Source organism: Pseudomonas sp. Choline-02u-1 (assembly GCF_002836515.1).
In the GTDB taxonomy this organism is placed as follows: domain Bacteria; phylum Pseudomonadota; class Gammaproteobacteria; order Pseudomonadales; family Pseudomonadaceae; genus Aquipseudomonas.
In genome coordinates this window covers 86,444-102,596 of sequence record NZ_PJBC01000002.1, presented here as the reverse complement: position 1 = coordinate 102,596, position 16,153 = coordinate 86,444, and the positions used below count along the sequence as shown (strand labels likewise).

The 16,153-nt window shown below is 60.2% G+C and carries 19 protein-coding genes; 9 read left to right on the top strand and 10 right to left on the bottom strand.

Translation table 11 applies throughout. From position 1 onward, the window contains the following. Positions 1–2: 2 nt before the first annotated feature. A complete protein-coding gene (locus CXF97_RS01520) occupies positions 3–485 on the top strand; it encodes a GreA/GreB family elongation factor (protein WP_101155500.1) in 483 nt (160 codons plus the stop codon). Between the two features lie 9 nt (positions 486–494). On the opposite strand, the gene cysB is transcribed toward CXF97_RS01520, so the two are convergent. The 5 genes from cysB to CXF97_RS01495 all read right to left on the bottom strand — a co-directional run bounded on the left by cysB (position 495) and on the right by CXF97_RS01495 (position 4,449). After that, positions 495–1,469: an HTH-type transcriptional regulator CysB gene (gene cysB / locus CXF97_RS01515; RefSeq protein WP_016770873.1), complete on the bottom strand. Its 975-nt coding sequence runs from the start codon at positions 1,467–1,469 to the stop codon at positions 495–497. 113 nt (positions 1,470–1,582) lie between these two features. Continuing rightward, entirely contained in the window at positions 1,583–2,086 is a 504-nt protein-coding gene (locus tag CXF97_RS01510; protein WP_101155498.1) for a universal stress protein, read from the bottom strand. 97 nt (positions 2,087–2,183) lie between these two features. Further along, positions 2,184–3,089 (bottom strand): 5'-nucleotidase, encoded by a 906-nt coding sequence (locus CXF97_RS01505; RefSeq protein ID WP_101155496.1) that lies wholly within the window; start codon positions 3,087–3,089, stop codon positions 2,184–2,186. Positions 3,090–3,109: 20 nt separating this feature from the next. Continuing rightward, a complete protein-coding gene (locus CXF97_RS01500; RefSeq protein ID WP_101155494.1) occupies positions 3,110–4,066 on the bottom strand; it encodes a putative 2-dehydropantoate 2-reductase in 957 nt (318 codons plus the stop codon). Further along, complete coding sequence (locus CXF97_RS01495) at positions 4,063–4,449, bottom strand: co-chaperone YbbN (protein WP_101155492.1); 387 nt, start codon at positions 4,447–4,449, stop codon at positions 4,063–4,065. Before CXF97_RS01495 ends, CXF97_RS01500 begins: the two co-directional genes overlap by 4 nt. On the opposite strand from CXF97_RS01495, the gene CXF97_RS01490 reads away from it, so the two are divergent. Together CXF97_RS01490 and CXF97_RS01485 are read left to right on the top strand one after the other, a co-directional pair. Next, positions 4,448–4,891, top strand: coding sequence for a PilZ domain-containing protein (locus CXF97_RS01490; protein ID WP_101155490.1), 444 nt, complete (start codon positions 4,448–4,450; stop codon positions 4,889–4,891). The two genes, CXF97_RS01495 and CXF97_RS01490, sit on opposite strands and share 2 nt — an antisense overlap. A 129-nt stretch (positions 4,892–5,020) precedes the next feature. Beyond that, positions 5,021–6,097 carry a 3-deoxy-7-phosphoheptulonate synthase gene (locus CXF97_RS01485; RefSeq protein WP_101155488.1) on the top strand — a complete coding sequence of 359 codons (1,077 nt, stop codon included), beginning with the start codon at positions 5,021–5,023 and terminating at the stop codon, positions 6,095–6,097. Between the two features lie 60 nt (positions 6,098–6,157). On the opposite strand, the gene CXF97_RS01480 is transcribed toward CXF97_RS01485, so the two are convergent. Further along, a complete protein-coding gene (locus tag CXF97_RS01480) occupies positions 6,158–6,439 on the bottom strand; it encodes a GNAT family N-acetyltransferase (RefSeq protein ID WP_016770879.1) in 282 nt (93 codons plus the stop codon). 639 nt (positions 6,440–7,078) lie between these two features. On the opposite strand from CXF97_RS01480, the gene oprI reads away from it, so the two are divergent. Beyond that, positions 7,079–7,330 carry an outer membrane lipoprotei OprI gene (oprI, locus tag CXF97_RS01475; RefSeq protein ID WP_003183784.1) on the top strand — a complete coding sequence of 84 codons (252 nt, stop codon included), beginning with the start codon at positions 7,079–7,081 and terminating at the stop codon, positions 7,328–7,330. A 129-nt stretch (positions 7,331–7,459) separates the two neighbouring features. Here oprI and CXF97_RS01470 read toward each other — a convergent pair whose 3' ends face one another. The 3 genes from CXF97_RS01470 to CXF97_RS01460 form a co-directional block, all read right to left on the bottom strand. Then, positions 7,460–8,428: a L,D-transpeptidase family protein gene (locus tag CXF97_RS01470; RefSeq protein ID WP_101155486.1), complete on the bottom strand. Its 969-nt coding sequence runs from the start codon at positions 8,426–8,428 to the stop codon at positions 7,460–7,462. A 105-nt stretch (positions 8,429–8,533) separates the two neighbouring features. Then, the gene (locus CXF97_RS01465) at positions 8,534–8,827 is read right to left on the bottom strand and encodes a hypothetical protein (RefSeq protein WP_003226812.1); all 294 of its coding nucleotides are present in this window, start codon (positions 8,825–8,827) and stop codon (positions 8,534–8,536) included. Positions 8,828–8,884: 57 nt separating this feature from the next. Beyond that, positions 8,885–9,490: an arylesterase gene (locus CXF97_RS01460; RefSeq protein ID WP_178081132.1), complete on the bottom strand. Its 606-nt coding sequence runs from the start codon at positions 9,488–9,490 to the stop codon at positions 8,885–8,887. A gap of 10 nt (positions 9,491–9,500) precedes the next feature. Between CXF97_RS01460 and CXF97_RS01455 the strand changes: the two genes are divergently transcribed. The 5 genes from CXF97_RS01455 to CXF97_RS01435 all read left to right on the top strand — a co-directional run bounded on the left by CXF97_RS01455 (position 9,501) and on the right by CXF97_RS01435 (position 15,209). Next, a complete protein-coding gene (locus tag CXF97_RS01455) occupies positions 9,501–10,184 on the top strand; it encodes an ABC transporter ATP-binding protein (protein WP_016770883.1) in 684 nt (227 codons plus the stop codon). Further along, positions 10,184–12,688 (top strand): ABC transporter permease, encoded by a 2,505-nt coding sequence (locus CXF97_RS01450; RefSeq protein ID WP_101155482.1) that lies wholly within the window; start codon positions 10,184–10,186, stop codon positions 12,686–12,688. The genes CXF97_RS01455 and CXF97_RS01450 overlap by 1 nt, the downstream gene beginning before the upstream one ends. Before the next feature lie 46 nt (positions 12,689–12,734). After that, positions 12,735–13,235, top strand: coding sequence for a transcription elongation factor GreB (greB, locus tag CXF97_RS01445; protein WP_101155661.1), 501 nt, complete (start codon positions 12,735–12,737; stop codon positions 13,233–13,235). A gap of 214 nt (positions 13,236–13,449) precedes the next feature. Continuing rightward, positions 13,450–13,965 (top strand): GNAT family N-acetyltransferase, encoded by a 516-nt coding sequence (locus CXF97_RS01440; protein WP_101155480.1) that lies wholly within the window; start codon positions 13,450–13,452, stop codon positions 13,963–13,965. Continuing rightward, positions 13,965–15,209, top strand: coding sequence for an MFS transporter (locus CXF97_RS01435; RefSeq protein ID WP_101155478.1), 1,245 nt, complete (start codon positions 13,965–13,967; stop codon positions 15,207–15,209). Before CXF97_RS01440 ends, CXF97_RS01435 begins: the two co-directional genes overlap by 1 nt. A gap of 54 nt (positions 15,210–15,263) precedes the next feature. Here CXF97_RS01435 and CXF97_RS01430 read toward each other — a convergent pair whose 3' ends face one another. Next, the gene (locus tag CXF97_RS01430; RefSeq protein WP_101155476.1) at positions 15,264–16,133 is read right to left on the bottom strand and encodes a TauD/TfdA family dioxygenase; all 870 of its coding nucleotides are present in this window, start codon (positions 16,131–16,133) and stop codon (positions 15,264–15,266) included. Positions 16,134–16,153: the final 20 nt, after the last annotated feature.

Genomic DNA, 16,153 nt, shown 5'->3' with positions numbered 1-16,153 from the left:
TCATGAACAAACACAGCGTCCACCAATTGATTCTCGACAAGCTGCGCATCGACCTCGACATCGCCGAGCGCGCCGCGCAAACCGCTTACGAAACCGCGACCCACGAAGAAAACATCGCCGAAAACAAATACGACACGCTGGGGCTGGAGGCGTCGTATCTGGCGGCGGGTCAGGCGAAGCGGGTTGAGGAGATCCGTCATTCACTGGCGCTGTGCCAGAACCTGACGTTGCGTGCCTACGATGAAAATCGCGGCATCGAAGTCGGCGCCCTGCTCGGCCTGGAAGATGAAAAGGGCCGTGAGCAATGGCTGTTTCTGGCGCCGGACGCGGCGGGCCTGAAAATCGAATTGGTGGGTCAGCCGATCACCGTCATCACCCCCCGCTCGCCACTGGGCAAAAGCCTGCTGGGCAAGTTCGAGGGTGATGAGGTGGAGATTCTGGTGGCGGGCACCCGGCAACAGTTTGCTGTCACCGAGGTGCTCTGAAGCGGGTGCTTAGTGAACGGGCAGTTCGACGCCGTCGAACAGCTCTTCCAGCTCTTGCTTGTTGTGGCATTGAATAGCCTTGGCCATGACTTCACGGGTCAGGTGCGGCGCGAATTTCTCGATGAAGTCGCACATGAAGCCACGCAGGAAAGTGCCGCGACGGAAACCGATCTTGGTGATGCTCGACTCGAACAGCTCGCTGGCATCCAGCACCACCAGATCGTTATCGAGCTTGGTATCGACGGCCATCTTAGCCACGATGCCTACGCCCAGACCCAGACGCACGTAGGTTTTGATCACGTCGGCGTCAGCAGCGGTGAACACCACTTTCGGCGTCAGGCCACGATGGCTGAAGGCTTCGTCGAGCTTGGAACGGCCGGTGAAACCGAACACGTAAGTAACAATCGGATATTCGGCCAGCGCTTCGAGAGTCAGCTTCGGCAGCTTGGTCAGCGGGTGGCCGTGGGGTACGACCACGCAGCGGTTCCAGCGGTAGCACGGCATCATCACCAGATCGCCGAACAGCTCCAGCGCTTCAGTGGCAATGGCGAAATCGACGGTGCCGTCAGCGGCCATTTCGGCGATCTGCATCGGCGAGCCCTGATGCATGTGCAGGGCCACGTCCGGGTATTGCTTGATGAAATTGCTGATCACCGGCGGCAGCGCATAACGCGCCTGGGTGTGGGTGGTGGCGATCGACAGGGTGCCCTTTTTCTCGTTGGAGAATTCCTGGGCAATCTGCTTGATGCTTTCGACTTTGCGCAGGATCTCGCCAGCGGTGGTGATGATGCGCTCGCCGGCCGGGGTGACGCGGGTCAGGTGCTTGCCGCTGCGGGCGAAGACTTCGACGCCCAGCTCGTCTTCCAGCAGGCGGATCTGCTTACTGATGCCCGGTTGCGAGGTGTACAGGCTTTGAGCGGTAGCGGAAACGTTGAGGTCGTGGTGCGCCACTTCCCAGATGTAGCGCAGTTGTTGAAGCTTCATATCAATCCCTCAAAGCAGGTAGACGCCACGGGCATCAGCGACGGTATATAACTATATTAATGGTTCGAAGAATAAATCTAGAACTTTTTTATCAAAACGCCATTATTCCTGCTTCAGTGATCCTCACGCCGCCGGCGTTCCATCAGCGGCACCAGATACACCGGCACTTTGGCCAGTTGCAGCACCCGCGCCGCCGTGCGCCCCAACGGCGTTTCTGCGCCGACACCGTGGCTGTGACTGCCGACGATCAACAGATCGACCGAGAGCTTGTGCACCTGATCGAGAATCACCTGCGACGGATCGCCCTGCAGCACGCGCACTGCGCGAATGCGCTGCAGATCCTGTTCGCCGTCGTCTCCCAGTTCTTCGCGAAAGCTGTCAAGCACCCGTTGTTCGATATTGGCGATGACTGTTTTCAGACCCTGACTATGGAATTCGTTCAATGCCTGTTCGTCGAGATAGCTCTGCAGCACCGACTCGGCGAACAGGCCCATCGGTTCCACCGCGTGCACTACATACAGATCGGCATTGAAGGTGCGCGCCAATGCCAAGGCATGCTGCATCACGAACGGTGCGTACAGACCGAGGTCGGTGGCATACAGCATTGAGCGAATCATGGGGCCTCCTCGCGAGCCAACGATGGCGGAGATTGATTCAGCTTAGCAGTGCCTTGGCGAGTACGACGTGCGACGCAACGTCCTGAATGAAAAGGCTCTAGATCAATGGTTCGTTGCTGATGCCATGGGGCACGTGGCCGGTGGCGACCACTTCGCGAGCCAGCTCGCAATGGCCGGTCTGGTCATCGAAGAACACGTCGGCGGCGAACGCTTCGAGGAACGCCGATTTGGTCAGGCCACCGAGAAACAGCGACTCATCGAGACGAATATCCCATTCCCGCAACGTACGAATCACCCGCTCATGGGCCGGCGCCGAACGCGCGGTCACCAGCGCCGTGCGGATCGGGCAATCATCCTCGGGAAACTCGCGCTGCAACAGATTGAGCGCTGCCAGAAAGCCCTTGAACGGCCCGCCGCGCAACGGCTCGCGTGCCGATTCGCGTTCCTTGGCCTGGAACGCTTCCAGCCCTCCAGACTGATAGACGCGCTCCGACTCGTCGGAAAAAATCACTGCGTCACCGTCGAAGGCAATGCGCAATTCGTCGCTGGCTGCGCGACTGGCGCCACCGGAGAGAATCGTTGCAGCAGCGAACCCGGCGTCCAGCGCCGCGCGCACGTCTTCGGCGTGGGTCGAGAGAAACAGGTCGCAGCCAAACGCTTTCAGATAAGGATACGGACTGCGCCCACCGACGAACGCCGCACGAGAAATCGCCAGACCATAATGATGAATCGAGTTGAACACGCGCAGCCCGGTGTCAGCACTGTTACGCGAAACCAGAATCACCTCGACCCGCGCGCGGCCGAGACGACTGTTAAGACTCAGGAGTTTTTCCACCAGCGGGAACGCATCGCCCGGCGCGAGAATTTCGTCCTCGTGCTCGATCTGATACTGCCGATAGGCTTCGACGCCGCTCGACAGGTAGACCTTGTGGCTTTCGCTCAGGTCGAACAAGGCGCGCGAGGAAATCGCCAGCACCAGTTTGTCATCGATGTTATTGGCCATGCTGCCCCCAAGCCTGCGACTCAAATATTGCGTCGGTCGATAAAGCCCAAATGGCGATACAACGCCTCGATACGCGGCAATTCGCAGCCTGCCGCTTTTGCCGCCGCCAGTGGGCGGGCGTAGATCGCCTCCAGCTCCAGCGGGCGCTTGTGTGAAAAGTCGTGGTACATGCTCGGCCAGTAATCGGGCATTTTTTCCGTCATGGTGAACAGGTACTCGGCATAGCCGGGCGGGATCTCGTAGCCGCACGCCTTGGCGCCCTGCACCACTTCGGCCATCAACGCTTGAATCGACAAGCGGCTGTCGACATCTTTCATCAGCGCTTCAGTACCTGCGCCGAGCAGCACTGAAAGTCCGTTATAAGGGATATTCCACACCAGTTTCTGCCAGCGCGCCTGATGCAGATTGCTCATTGCCTGAGAATCGATGCCGGCGGCGCGAAACAGCCCGGCGCCCTCCTCGACAATCGCCATGCGCGCCACTTCATCGATAGCCGGACCGCTGTGATAACCGACGTTCACCGCACCAAGTGCCTGATGGGTAATCTGCCCCGGACCTTCGCGGTGCACGCAGATCAGGCACAGACCGCCGAGCAGATGCAGCGAATCGGGCAACAGCGGCCGCAAGCTGTCTTCGACATTCAGACCGTTCTGCAGCAACAGCACTTTTGCGTCGGGTTGGGCGGCCTGCATGATCGCCGGCGCCAGATCGGCGTTGCTGGTGGACTTCGTGCCGACCAGCAGCCAGTCACAGCGCGGCATGTCTTCGGCGGCGCAATAGGCATTGGCCGGATTGAGTGTCATCGAGCCGTGCACCGCACTGTTGATCTGCAAGCCTCGTTCAGCCACCGCCGAGAATTCGCTGCGCAACAAGAAGTGCACATCGAAACCGGCGCGCGTCAGCATCACCCCGTAAAACCCACCGATTGCACCGGTACCGATAATCCCCACCACCGGTTTGCTGACTGTCTCGCTCATGGCAACTCCTCTGCAATTCGACCCAGCGCCTGTGCCACTGCCTGATCAAGTTCATCAACTGTCAGACGAGCGTGCACCGCGCCAAAGAACTCGCCGTCGCGCACCACAAACAGCGCCGGCAAATGAAACACCTGATAACGCTCGACCAGGCCGCCATTGTCGCCGGCGTCGATCCAGCACAGCCGGTCGAGCGCCAGCGGCATGCCCGGCAAGACCTCGCGGGCATAACGACAACTGGCGCAGCCGACGCTGGTGAAAATCACCAGGGAAACCCCGCGCATCGCCAGCAGCCGCTGGTCGGCGTCGAAGTCGGTCAGCTCGGATTCGACCACTATACTGGGAGAAACAATGTCAGATGGCCGACACAGGGAGTCTGTGCTCATGGGACGTTTCATTCCTCATCCGGACGAAGTGCCGGTTGAATTGACGTTGCTCAAGCCTGAATGCATTTCCAGACAACAGCTGCACACTATCAGCCTCGGCGGCATCGCTTGCAATTACCACCGCGCCTGGCGCCACGGTACTGCGCTGCAAGTGCGCATGCCGACGTTGAATGCCGACTTCTGTTGTCCGGGCTATGTGGCCTGGTGTCTGCGGCGTAAAAAGGGCTATCTGGTGGGCATCGCTTTCACTGACGAACAGACCCTGTTCAGCGCGCGAATGGGTGAGCAGGTGTGCCAGATCGAACGCTATTGGCGCATGCAGGACAGCCACGATGACCTGCAGGATATTCAGGCGCTGGCCCTGCAATGGGTCGAGGATCACGCCGAAGAGTTCTCCCATGACAACCTGCGCAACGCTTTTGCGCAGCCAGCGCTGGACTAAAGCACGGTTTGCCCATTGTCGAGCCGCGTCTGACGCGCTAAGGTTCGGCTCCCCCGACGCGCTAAATCTGCTGTGCTCCGCCGCGCGGGGATCGCTGGCGGCCGGCACCCGTGACCTGACGAGTAAACGATGGCTGATTTACCGATCAACGACCTAAACGTCGCCTCTAACGAGACCCTGATCACTCCCGATCAGCTCAAGCGTGATATCCCCCTGAGCGACGCCGCCCTGCGCACCGTCACCAAGGGCCGCGAAGTCATTCGCAATATTCTCGATGGCACCGACCACCGTCTGTTCGTCGTGATCGGCCCGTGCTCGATCCACGACATCAAGGCTGCCCACGAATACGCCGATCGCCTCAAGCTGCTGGCTGAGGAAGTCTCCGATACCTTGTATCTGGTCATGCGCGTGTACTTCGAGAAGCCGCGTACCACCGTCGGCTGGAAAGGCCTGATCAACGATCCGTACCTGGACGACTCGTTCAAGATTCAGGACGGCCTGCATATCGGTCGTCAGTTGCTGCTGGATCTGGCTGAAAAAGGCCTGCCAACCGCCACCGAAGCCCTTGACCCGATCTCCCCGCAGTATCTGCAGGATCTGATCAGCTGGTCGGCCATCGGCGCGCGCACCACCGAATCGCAGACTCACCGCGAAATGGCTTCCGGCCTGTCTTCGGCCGTCGGCTTCAAGAACGGCACGGATGGCGGCCTGACCGTGGCGATCAACGCCCTGCAGTCAGTGTCGAGCCCGCACCGCTTCCTCGGTATCAACCAGGAGGGTGGCGTGTCGATCGTCACCACCAAAGGTAATGCCTACGGTCACGTGGTGCTGCGCGGCGGTAACGGCAAGCCGAACTATGATTCGGTCAGCGTCGCCCTCTGCGAGCAGGCGCTGAACAAGGCGAAGATCAAGCCGAACATCATGGTCGACTGCAGCCACGCCAACTCCAACAAGGACCCGGCCCTGCAACCGCTGGTCATGGAGAACGTCGCCAACCAGATCCTCGAAGGCAACCATTCAATCATCGGCCTGATGGTTGAAAGCCACTTGAACTGGGGCTGCCAGGCGATTCCAAAAGACCTCGCCGACCTGCAATATGGCGTGTCGATCACCGATGCCTGCATCGATTGGTCCGCTACCGAAAACACCTTGCGCAGCATGCACGCCAAGCTCAAGGACGTGTTGCCGAAACGTCAACGCACGTAAGCTGCGTTCTGCAGGCATAAAAAAACGCCGGACAGTGTCCGGCGTTTTTGTGTGTACGGTTCAGATTTTGGCGGCGCGGCGCTGATGGCGTTCCATATAGCGCTCAACGTACGAGCAGGACGGAATCACCGTATAGCCCATTTCTTCGGCGTATTGCAGCGCGCGTTCAGTCAACGCTGCGGCAATGCCACGGCCACGCAGGGCGTTGGGCACGAAGGTGCGATAGATATCCAGGGTCTGCTTGCCCAGATCCATGTAGGTCAGGTAAGCACGATGACCGTCCACAGTGGTCTCGAATTGATGACCAGCCTGGTCATGGTGGATGGACAACGCCTCGCTCATCACTACTCCTCGCGGGTCTTGAATTGTGACCCCTACCTTACCGATGTTTTCCCGGCGAAGGAACATCTACGCCACCCCGTGCCTGATGGACACCGAGAAGAGCCACACCGATCTCGCGCAACCTGACACCTGCTGAATAGTAGGCACCATTGGCGCAAATGCTCAAGGTACGCTCGTCATCGGACGGTTTGTGCACAAGGACTTCGATGCTCGCAGGTTGGGCCGCAAGACGCTCTTCGCGTGCCGTTTGCCTGAACATTGCCGGAATGTTGAGACTTAAGACGTGCAACCTTTTTTAAAGTCACCTGAGCATCAACAAAGATACGCGAAGCGCTTCGCAGAACCTGAACAAAAGTGTGGACGAATTCATTTAGAAAGACTTTACCTAAAGTCGCAAAAACAGCAGCCAAGCGTGGGAACTTTTTCCGTTTGAGTCGCTCACGCCGGGGCTTGCAGCTGGATATTTTTTATACAGCGCAGTTAAAAGTTGCTCGAAAAAGAATCAACGCCTACAATTTTTTTTGCTTCTTGCGCTACGTCAGTTTACTTACTACAAGTAATGGGTAGTATGTACGCCGGCTATTTCCTCAATCGTGAGGAGACAGCCACTTAATTTGAAAGTCCTTGAAGGGGAACACGATGAACAACGTTCTGAAATTCTCTGCTCTGGCTCTGGCCGCAGTTCTGGCTACCGGTTGCAGCAGCGCATCGAAAGAAACCGAAGCACGTCTGACCGCTACTGAAGACGCAGCTGCTCGCTCCCAGGCTCGTGCAGACGAAGCTTACCGTAAAGCTGATGAAGCTCTGGCTGCTGCTCAAAAAGCACAACAGACTGCTGACGAAGCTAACGAGCGTGCTCTGCGCATGCTGGAAAAAGCTAGCCGCAAGTAATAATCCCTCGGGATTGTTATCGAGCCGATCCGGTTTTCCGGATCGGCTTTTTTGTGCCCGGCATTTGTCTCCAGGCAATAAAAAACCCGCCGGCGCTGCACGCCTCGGCGGGTTTTTCATTCAACGCTGTTATTGCAGATCGATCGGTGCACTGCTGACCATCGGCGCCGAGGTATTCGGCACGGCGATCTCTACCGGCAGACCGTCTTCGGCCGCGACCACATCACGCACCACATCCCAGTTCATGCGCAGGTTGCTGGTGATGTCTTCACGCTTGAGCATCGCGTTGATCACCGCCGTGTGCTTGTCGACCACCGACGGATTGCCCTTGTCATCGAGCGGCGTGTGCGCTTCAAGATAGACCTTGCCGCCACTGCGCCCGAACTTGTACGGGTCGTTGATGATGCGCACCGAGGTGCCCACCGGGACCATGCCGGCCATTTCCAGCACGTTGTTGTTGAACATGCGGAAGCAGCCGTGGCTGGTGCGCATGCCGATGCCGAACTTCTTGTTCGAACCGTGGATCAGGTAGCCCGGCGTGCCGAGGGTGAACTTGAACGGCCCCAGCGGGTTGTCAGGACCGGCCGGTACTACATTCGGCAGCGGATCACCGTCAGCGGCGTGTTCGGCCTTGATCGAGGCCGGAGGTGTCCAGGTAGGGTTCGGTGTCTTGGCGATGATCGAGGTGTGCGCGATCGGCGAGCCCCAGCCTTCGCGGCCGATACCCAGCGGGAAGGTGTAAACAACGTCGCGGCCTTTGGGGTAGTAATAGAGGCGGTATTCGGCGAGGTTGATGACGATGCCTTCACGCGGCCCCGGTGGCAGGATGAAACGCGTTGGCAGGACGATCTCGGTGCCGGCGCCCGGCAGCCAGGCATCGATGCCCGGGTTGGCCGCGACCATTTCCGAATAGCCCAGATCGTAGGTGGTGCCCAAGTCAGCGAAGGTGTCTTCGTACTTGGCTTTGATCACCTGCACCTGGCCGACGATGTCTTCGCCGGGTGGTGGCAGAGGAAGCTCCAATGCAGCAACGGGACCGGCCACACACAGGGCGGCAAGTGTCAGGCAGCGGGTGACGGCAGGAAAGCGCGGCAACATCCGGAAAATCCTTCGCATGATCATCAAGGGTATAAGGGCGCGATTGTACACCGCGGCTTGGGGATTCGGGAGACACGCCGATAGACCGTGTCGCGCCTTTTGATCTTAAAGTTCGAATCGCAGCTCGGGCCAGATCGGCGACGTACCGCGTTTCTGCGATTCAAGTATCGCGCGGCACAGCGAGCACAGGCGCTGGTCCTGAAACACCCGGCGATCCACGCTCGACCAGCGCGGTTGCGCCGGCAACAGGCTGCCACACAGGGTGCGATCGGCCGAGCCACCCAGTTCCAGCTGACGCGTCACCAGATGCACCCGCACTTCCTGGCAGGCGAAGAGGTCCAGCTGCTCGTCAGGCTCGATCAGTTGGTAGGCAAACAGGGACCAGGCAGGACGCGGCATCGGGGGCTCCAAATTAGGGGGCGCCACATTAGCCGAAAGCCTGTCACTAGAAAAGCCTCATAACAGCGGTTTCAGCGTCGGCCAGACATTTTCCAGCAACTTGCCCTGAGCCCCGGCGGCCGGGTGCAGACCGTCGGCCTGCATCAGGTCCGGATGGCCGCCGACACCTTCGAGAAAAAACGGCACCAGCGGGATGTTTTTCTCTTCGGCGAGCTTGCCGTAAACCTCGGCGAACGAATCGGTGTAACGCTTGCCATAATTGGGCGGCAACTGCATGCCGAGCAGCAGCACCTTGGCGCCGTTCTGCCGCGAGCTGTCGATCATCGAAGCAAGATTTTGTTGCAATTGCGTTGGCGGCATCCCGCGCAGGCCATCGTTGCCACCCAGTTCGAGGATCACCAGCGCAGGCTTGTGCTCTGCAAGCAGCGCAGGCAGGCGCGCCTGGCCTCCAGCGCTGGTGTCACCACTGATCGAGGCATTGACCACTTTGTCGTCGAAACCCTCTTGTTTGAGCCGCTGCTCGAGCAGCGACACCCACCCCAGACGGGTATCCAGGCCGAAACCGGCGCTGATACTATCGCCAACGATCAGGACAGTACCCGCCGCTGCGTTCTGGGCCATGCACATCAAGGCCAGGCCAGCACTCAAAAACCATACACGCATCGGATTCTCCATGGGCGCAAGCATTCTCACCGCGAAGAACCTCAGCAAAGTGGTCCCTAGCGCGGAAGGTGAACTGACTATCCTGCACGAACTCAGCCTGGAACTGAACAAGGGCGACAGCCTGGCCATCGTCGGCGCGTCCGGTTCCGGCAAATCCACCCTCCTCGGCCTGCTCGCCGGCCTCGACCTGCCCAGCAGCGGCGAAGTCACCCTCGCCGGCCAAGGCCTGAGCAATCTCGACGAAGACCAGCGCGCACGAATCCGCGCCGAGCACGTCGGTTTTGTTTTTCAGTCGTTCCAGTTGCTCGACAGCCTCAATGCGCTGGAAAACGTCATGCTGCCGCTCGAGCTCGATGGCCGCAAAGATGCCCGCGAGCGCGCCACGCAATTGCTCCAGCGCGTCGGCCTCGGCCAGCGCCTGACCCACTCGCCGCGCCAGCTCTCTGGCGGTGAACAGCAACGTGTAGCCATCGCCCGCGCCTTCGCCGCCGAACCGGACGTGCTGTTCGCCGACGAGCCGACCGGTAACCTCGACAGCCACACCGGCGAGCGCATCAGCGACTTGCTGTTCGAGTTGAACAAGGAACGCGGCACCACGCTGGTGCTGGTCACCCACGACGAACGCCTGGCCCATCGCTGCCGGCGTCTGATCCGTCTTGAAGCCGGGCTACTGGTCGCCCCTCTGGAGCCTTGATGGCACGTCTGCCGCTGTTGCGTCTGTTCAGCCTTGCCCTGCGCCAGCTCATGCGCGATGCCCGCGCCGGCGAGTTGCGTGTGTTGTTCTTTGCGCTGGTGGTGGCCGTCGCGGCGAGCACCGCGATCGGCTACTTCGGCGCCCGCCTCAATGGCGCGATGATGCTGCGCGCTACCGAGTTTCTTGGCGCCGATCTGGTGCTGGAAGGCAGCTCGCCGGCCCGCGAGGAGCAAATCCGCAGCGGCACCGAACTGCGCCTGAATCATGCACAAGTGGTGGAGTTTTCCAGCGTCATTGCCACCGACAACGGCATTCAGTTATCCAGCATCAAAGCCGTCGACCGCACCTATCCCTTGCGTGGCGAGCTGAAAAGCGCGCCCGCACCCTTTGCTCAGGAAGAAGTCGGCGGCGAACCGCAACCCGGAGAAGCCTGGGTCGAGGCGCGTCTGTTGACCGCGCTGGATCTGCAGATCGGCGACAGCATCGACGTCGGCATGAAGACCCTGAAACTGACGCGCGTGCTGACCTATGAGCCGGATCGCGCCGGCAACTTCTACAGCCTGACGCCACGGGTGCTGATCAATCTTGACGACCTCGCCGCCACCGGCGTGGTGCAACCCGGCAGCCGGGTGAGTTATCGCGAACTCTGGCGCGGCGAACCGCAGGCGCTGGAAACCTATCGCGAGCTGATCAAACCGGGCCTCGCCGCAAACCAGCGAATCCAGGACGCCCGTGACGGTAACCGGCAGATTGGCGGCGCGCTGGGCAAGGCCGAGCGCTATCTGAACATGGCCAGTCTGGTCGCGGTGTTGCTGGCCGGGGTGGCGGTGGCTTTGTCGGCCAACCGTTTCGCCAGCCGGCGTTTCGATGCCAGTGCCTTGCTGCGCTGCCTCGGCTTATCGCGCCGGGAAACCATGGTGCTGTTCAGTCTGCAACTGACCGTGCTTGGGCTGGTTGCCGCCATCAGTGGTGCCCTGCTCGGCTGGCTGGCGCAACTGGGGCTGTTCGCGCTGCTGCATGATTTGTTGCCGAGTGACGTGCCGCCGGGTGACCTGTTTCCGGCGATTGCCGGGATCGGCACCGGGCTGGTGGCGCTGGCCGGTTTTGCCTTGCCGCCGCTCGCAGCTCTGGGTCGCGTGCCACCGCTGCGGGTATTGCGTCGCGACATGCTGCCGATCCCGTCGAGCACATGGATGGTCTACGGCGCGGCGCTGGGTGCGCTGGGCCTGATCATGTGGCGCCTGAGTCTCGACCTGCTGTTGACCTTTGCCCTGCTCGGTGGTGGCGTGGTCGCCGCGCTGGTGCTGGGTGGCCTGCTGCTGCTGTTGCTGCAAAGCTTGCGCAGGATGCTCGCCCGCGCCTCGTTGCCGTGGCGGTTGGGCCTTGGCCAATTGTTGCGTCATCCGTTGGCCGCAGCTGGGCAGTCGCTGGCGTTCGGCCTGATCCTGCTGTCGATGGCGCTGATCGCGCTGCTGCGCGGTGAACTGCTCGATACCTGGCAAAACCAGTTGCCGAAAAACGCCCCGAACTACTTCGCGCTGAACATCCTGCCGGCTGACAAACAGGCTTTCGCCGACCACCTGATCAAGGTCTCCGCGCAAGCGGCACCGCTGTATCCGGTCGTGCCGGGACGACTGATCAGCATCAATGGCGAGGCGGTGCAGCAAATCGTCAGCAAGGACTCGGCGGGGGATCGCGCCATTCAACGCGACCTGAGCCTGACCTGGGCGGCTGATCTGCCTCCCGGCAACAAGCTCACCGCCGGCTCATGGTGGAGCGGTCAGCCGTCCGACGATGTGCCGGGGGTTTCGGTGGAAGGCAAGGTGGCCGAAAGCCTTAAACTCAAACTCGGCGATCACATGGTGTTCAGTGTCGGCGGGGTCAATCGCGAAGCGAAGGTCACCAGCCTGCGCGAGATCAATTGGGACAACTTCCAGCCGAACTTCTTCATGATCTTTCAGCCCGGTACCTTGAAGGATCTGCCCGCGACCTACCTGACCAGTTTCTATCTGGCGCCGGGGCATGATCAGCAGATCGTCGAGCTGTCGCGGACCTTCCCGGCGGTGACCATCCTGCAGGTCGAAGCGTTGCTTGAACAGCTGCGCAGCATCCTCGCCCAGGTCACTCTGGCGGTGGAATACGTGTTGTTGTTTGTTCTGGCTGCGGGAATGGCGGTGCTGTTTTCGGGGCTGCAAGCGACGCTGGATGAACGCATCCGCCAGGGCGCACTGTTGCGTGCGTTGGGCGCCGAGCGGCGGTTGTTGATCAAGGCGCGGCGAATCGAGTTCGGTTTGTTGGGTGCGGTCAGCGGTCTGCTCGCGGCGATCGGCTCGGAAGTGGTCAGCCTGGTGCTGTACCGCTTCGCCTTCGACCTGCCATGGCATCCGCATCCATGGCTGCTGGTGCTGCCGTTGATTGGCGCCGCGCTGATTGGTGGCGCTGGTGTGTTTGGCACTCGCCGGGCTCTGAACGCCAGCCCGCTGACAGTGTTGCGCGAGGGTTGATAGACTCGCCCCTTGAACATGCATGACTTATCCAAAGGAAGCCGTCTTGGCCACAAATATCATCACTCGCGGCGGCTACGACACCCTCAAGGCTGAGCTTGATCATTTGTGGCGGGTCTACCGGCCCGAGATCACTCAGAAAGTGGCGTGGGCGGCGTCACTTGGTGACCGTAGCGAAAACGCCGATTACCAGTACAACAAAAAGCTGCTACGAGAAATTGATCGACGGATCAGATATCTGCGCAAGCGCCTGGAGGACGTCCGGGTCGTCGATTATTCCCCCGAGCAGGAAGGAAAGGTATTTTTCGGCGCCTGGGTCGAGGTTGAAAATGACGAAGGAGAGCTGAAAAAATTCCGAGTGGTGGGTTACGACGAAATTTACGGACGCAACGATTACATTTCGATCGACTCGCCGATGGCCCGGGCGCTGCTCAAGAAGGGGCAAGGTGACGAAGCCGTCGTGCAGACCCCGACCGGCGAGGCGATCTGGTACATCAACCGGATTTCATACGACAACTCCCCAGACAGCGCGAACACCTCACCCTGACAAAGGGTGCGCGCGAAGGTGCACGACACCGTTTCCCGATAAACCGGAACACTTGGTGTATCAAATCGGCACGCAATCGCGATGTCCACCGATCACCTGATAATTTAAGCTGGCGCGCTTACAGGGAACACGGCGCAGCTATCAACCTCGTGTCATGCAGCCAGCCCCGCCGCCTGAAACCCCTGTCCTTTTTTGATCACATCAGGAGCAATGGATGCTGGCGTTGAACACCGAGCAGTTGCATTTGCGGACCATGGTCGAGTCCGATTGGCCGTTGTTTGTCAGGCTGCACACCGAACCCCTGACCATGCAATTCGTATTCGGCGAGCTGGCCGAGGAACAGATTCGCAAAGGTTTCGACCATCGCCTGCCCGCGTGGACGCCGCAGTCCGAGCACTGGTTATGTCTGGTGGTGATCGACAAGGCCAGCAAGCAGGAACTCGGCGTCAGCGGGATGCGCATTCTGTCGCCCGGCCATGCCGAGGTTGGCACGCTGCTGCTACCGGAGTTCCAAGGAAAGGGCTTCGGCACAGAGGCCCGCAAGGCGATCATCGACTACGCGGCGGCCATCGGCCTGGAGTCGCTGGAGTCGACCGTCACCGACGGCAATATCGCCTCGTGCAAAGTGCTGGAAAAATGCGGTTTCACATTTGAACGCCGCGTGCCCCAGGCCTATCGGATTGGTGATCAATGGTTTGACGACCTGATCTATCAGCTTCGGCTGGGCTGATGGACCAGCGCCCCGCCACCGGCACACTGGCCTCGTTACGTGCCCTGCCCGCTCCGACGCGCTGGCTGTTGCTGGGCATTGGCCTGGCTCGCGTCGCTTCGTTCATGATCTGGCCATTCATTGCGGTGGCGATGAACCAACGCTTCGGTACGCCGATCACTGAAATCGGCGCGCAACTGGCTCTCGGCGCGGTGATATCGATTGCCTTGTCGCCACTCAGTGGCCTGCTGGGGGACCGCTTCAATACGCGCAATCTGATGTTATTGGGGTGCGCACTGAGTGCCAGCTGTTACCTGGTTATGGGCCTGTTACCCGGGCAAACCAGCTATTTCGTGGCGATCATCGGCATGGCGGTGTCCCAGAGCATTCTCGAACCTCTGCTGCGCATGCTCTTAAGTGATACCGCGGTCGATGCCGCCCAGCGCACCTTCCTGTTCCACATCCGTTATTACGTGGTCAATTGCGCGGCAGCAATCGGCCCGCTGATCGGCCTGTGGTTTGCCAACCATCAAAGCGACGGCGTGTTCTGCATTGCCATAGGCGCCTGCGCCATGCTGGCCCTGACGATCATCCACGCGGACCGTGCACGGTTGCATAACCCGCAACTGACGCAAACCACTTCCCCCCCGCTGCGGCAGATCTTCGGCGCGATGCTGCGCAGCCAGTTGTTTTTATCAATCATCGTCGCCAACTTTTTCCTGGTGCTGCTCTACGCACAAATGGACGAACCTCTGACCTTCTACCTGCTGCAACTGAGCGTCGATGACATCAACCACATCATCGCCATGATGAGTTTCACCAACGCCGCCGTGGTGCTGGTGGTGCACTTGTTGCTGATGAACTGGTTGATTGCCCTGGCCGACAAAACCGCCTATCTGGTGGCGCTGGGCTGCCTGATGATTGCCCACGCCCTGATAGCACTGAACACCGAGGCATGGTGGGCGGGTTGGCTGTTCGCCGTGGTCTTTGCAACCTTTGCCGAGATCATTGTGATGCCGCTGTTCGGCACCTTGATCGATCGCCTGGCGCCGCCGGGGATGCGCGGCAGCTTTATCGGGATTTCGATGTTGGCGGGGTTTGGTTCAGCGCTGGCGCCGTTACTCGGTGCGGTGGTGATTGCACAGTACGGTGGTGCGGTATTGTTCTGGGGATTGGCGCTGACCTGCATTCCGATCGGGTTGTTGGGGTATTGGGTATTGCGCGCCAGCCAGCCCGAGTTGGTGCCAGCGTCCCCCCCGGCTTGATGGCTGTCCTTGGCGAAGCGATCCATCTCGCTGGCGCCAAGGACCATAGCGGGGTCACGCGCGGGGTTGTTTGCCAAGGATCGTCACACGTTCGCCATAGCGCGAATGCGGGAAGTAATCCCAGACCGCGTGGTGCTGGGTGCAGCGGTTGTCCCAGAACACCAGAGTGTTCGGCGCCCAGCGCACCCGGCAACTAAGGATCGGTTCCCGCGCAACCAGGTCGAACAGCATGTTCAACAGCGTCTGGCTCTCGCCGCCAGACAGCTGAACGATGTGCGAGGTAAAACCGGAGTTCACGAACAGTGACTTGCGGCCGGTTTCCGGGTGGCGAACCACCACTGGGTGTTCTGTGCTGGGCAGGTTGGCCGGTGGCTGAAAGCCTTGCCACGGAATCGCGCCGTCGTGGATCGCAGTCAACTCCCCGAGGAACTGCTGCATGGCCGGCGACAGCATTTCCAGCGCCAGGTGCATATTGGCAAACAGCGTATCGCCACCCGTACCAATGGCCGGGGTTTCCTTGACGTAGAGCATCGAGCCCATGGACGGTTCCAGATCCGCCGTGCCGTCGGAATGCCAGGTTTCCCCGGCGACGAAGCGCGATTTCGCGCTGGCGCGGATGACGACCAGCTCAGGGTCATCGCCGTCGATGTCCTCCACCGGCAAGGCCCGCAGCTCGCCAAACAGTCGGCCGAAAGCCTTGTGCTGTTCGACTGTCAGATGCTGATCGCGAAAGACCAGCACGTGATTTTCCAGCAAGGCCCTGCGCACTTCCGTGAGTTGCTCTTCACTCAATGGTTGTGACAGATCGATCCCGCCTACTTCGGCGCCGATGATCGGCGTGAGACGGTCCAGGGTGATGCTGCGGTAAGGCGCGCGGGATTGCCCCGCGATGCCCTCGATAGCTTTCAATGCCAATTGATCCATGTTCCCTCACCTTTTTTAAT

Excerpts from the sequence above, each read along its gene's own strand:
- CXF97_RS01440 (WP_101155480.1), top strand. The coding sequence starts at position 13,450 with ATGCTGGCGTTGAACACCGAGCAGTTGCATTTGCGGACCATGGTCGAG.
- CXF97_RS01465 (WP_003226812.1), bottom strand. The coding sequence starts at position 8,827 with ATGCCGCGTCCTGCCTGGTCCCTGTTTGCCTACCAACTGATCGAGCCT.
- oprI (WP_003183784.1), top strand. The coding sequence starts at position 7,079 with ATGAACAACGTTCTGAAATTCTCTGCTCTGGCTCTGGCCGCAGTTCTG.
- CXF97_RS01485 (WP_101155488.1), top strand. The coding sequence starts at position 5,021 with ATGGCTGATTTACCGATCAACGACCTAAACGTCGCCTCTAACGAGACC.
- CXF97_RS01505 (WP_101155496.1), bottom strand. The coding sequence starts at position 3,089 with ATGGCCAATAACATCGATGACAAACTGGTGCTGGCGATTTCCTCGCGC.
- CXF97_RS01450 (WP_101155482.1), top strand. The coding sequence starts at position 10,184 with ATGGCACGTCTGCCGCTGTTGCGTCTGTTCAGCCTTGCCCTGCGCCAG.
- CXF97_RS01495 (WP_101155492.1), bottom strand. The coding sequence starts at position 4,449 with ATGAGCACAGACTCCCTGTGTCGGCCATCTGACATTGTTTCTCCCAGT.
- CXF97_RS01490 (WP_101155490.1), top strand. The coding sequence starts at position 4,448 with ATGGGACGTTTCATTCCTCATCCGGACGAAGTGCCGGTTGAATTGACG.
- CXF97_RS01470 (WP_101155486.1), bottom strand. The coding sequence starts at position 8,428 with ATGTTGCCGCGCTTTCCTGCCGTCACCCGCTGCCTGACACTTGCCGCC.
- CXF97_RS01510 (WP_101155498.1), bottom strand. The coding sequence starts at position 2,086 with ATGATTCGCTCAATGCTGTATGCCACCGACCTCGGTCTGTACGCACCG.
- cysB (WP_016770873.1), bottom strand. The coding sequence starts at position 1,469 with ATGAAGCTTCAACAACTGCGCTACATCTGGGAAGTGGCGCACCACGAC.
- CXF97_RS01455 (WP_016770883.1), top strand. The coding sequence starts at position 9,501 with ATGGGCGCAAGCATTCTCACCGCGAAGAACCTCAGCAAAGTGGTCCCT.
- CXF97_RS01520 (WP_101155500.1), top strand. The coding sequence starts at position 3 with ATGAACAAACACAGCGTCCACCAATTGATTCTCGACAAGCTGCGCATC.
- CXF97_RS01460 (WP_178081132.1), bottom strand. The coding sequence starts at position 9,490 with ATGCGTGTATGGTTTTTGAGTGCTGGCCTGGCCTTGATGTGCATGGCC.
- CXF97_RS01480 (WP_016770879.1), bottom strand. The coding sequence starts at position 6,439 with ATGAGCGAGGCGTTGTCCATCCACCATGACCAGGCTGGTCATCAATTC.
- CXF97_RS01435 (WP_101155478.1), top strand. The coding sequence starts at position 13,965 with ATGGACCAGCGCCCCGCCACCGGCACACTGGCCTCGTTACGTGCCCTG.
- CXF97_RS01500 (WP_101155494.1), bottom strand. The coding sequence starts at position 4,066 with ATGAGCGAGACAGTCAGCAAACCGGTGGTGGGGATTATCGGTACCGGT.
- CXF97_RS01430 (WP_101155476.1), bottom strand. The coding sequence starts at position 16,133 with ATGGATCAATTGGCATTGAAAGCTATCGAGGGCATCGCGGGGCAATCC.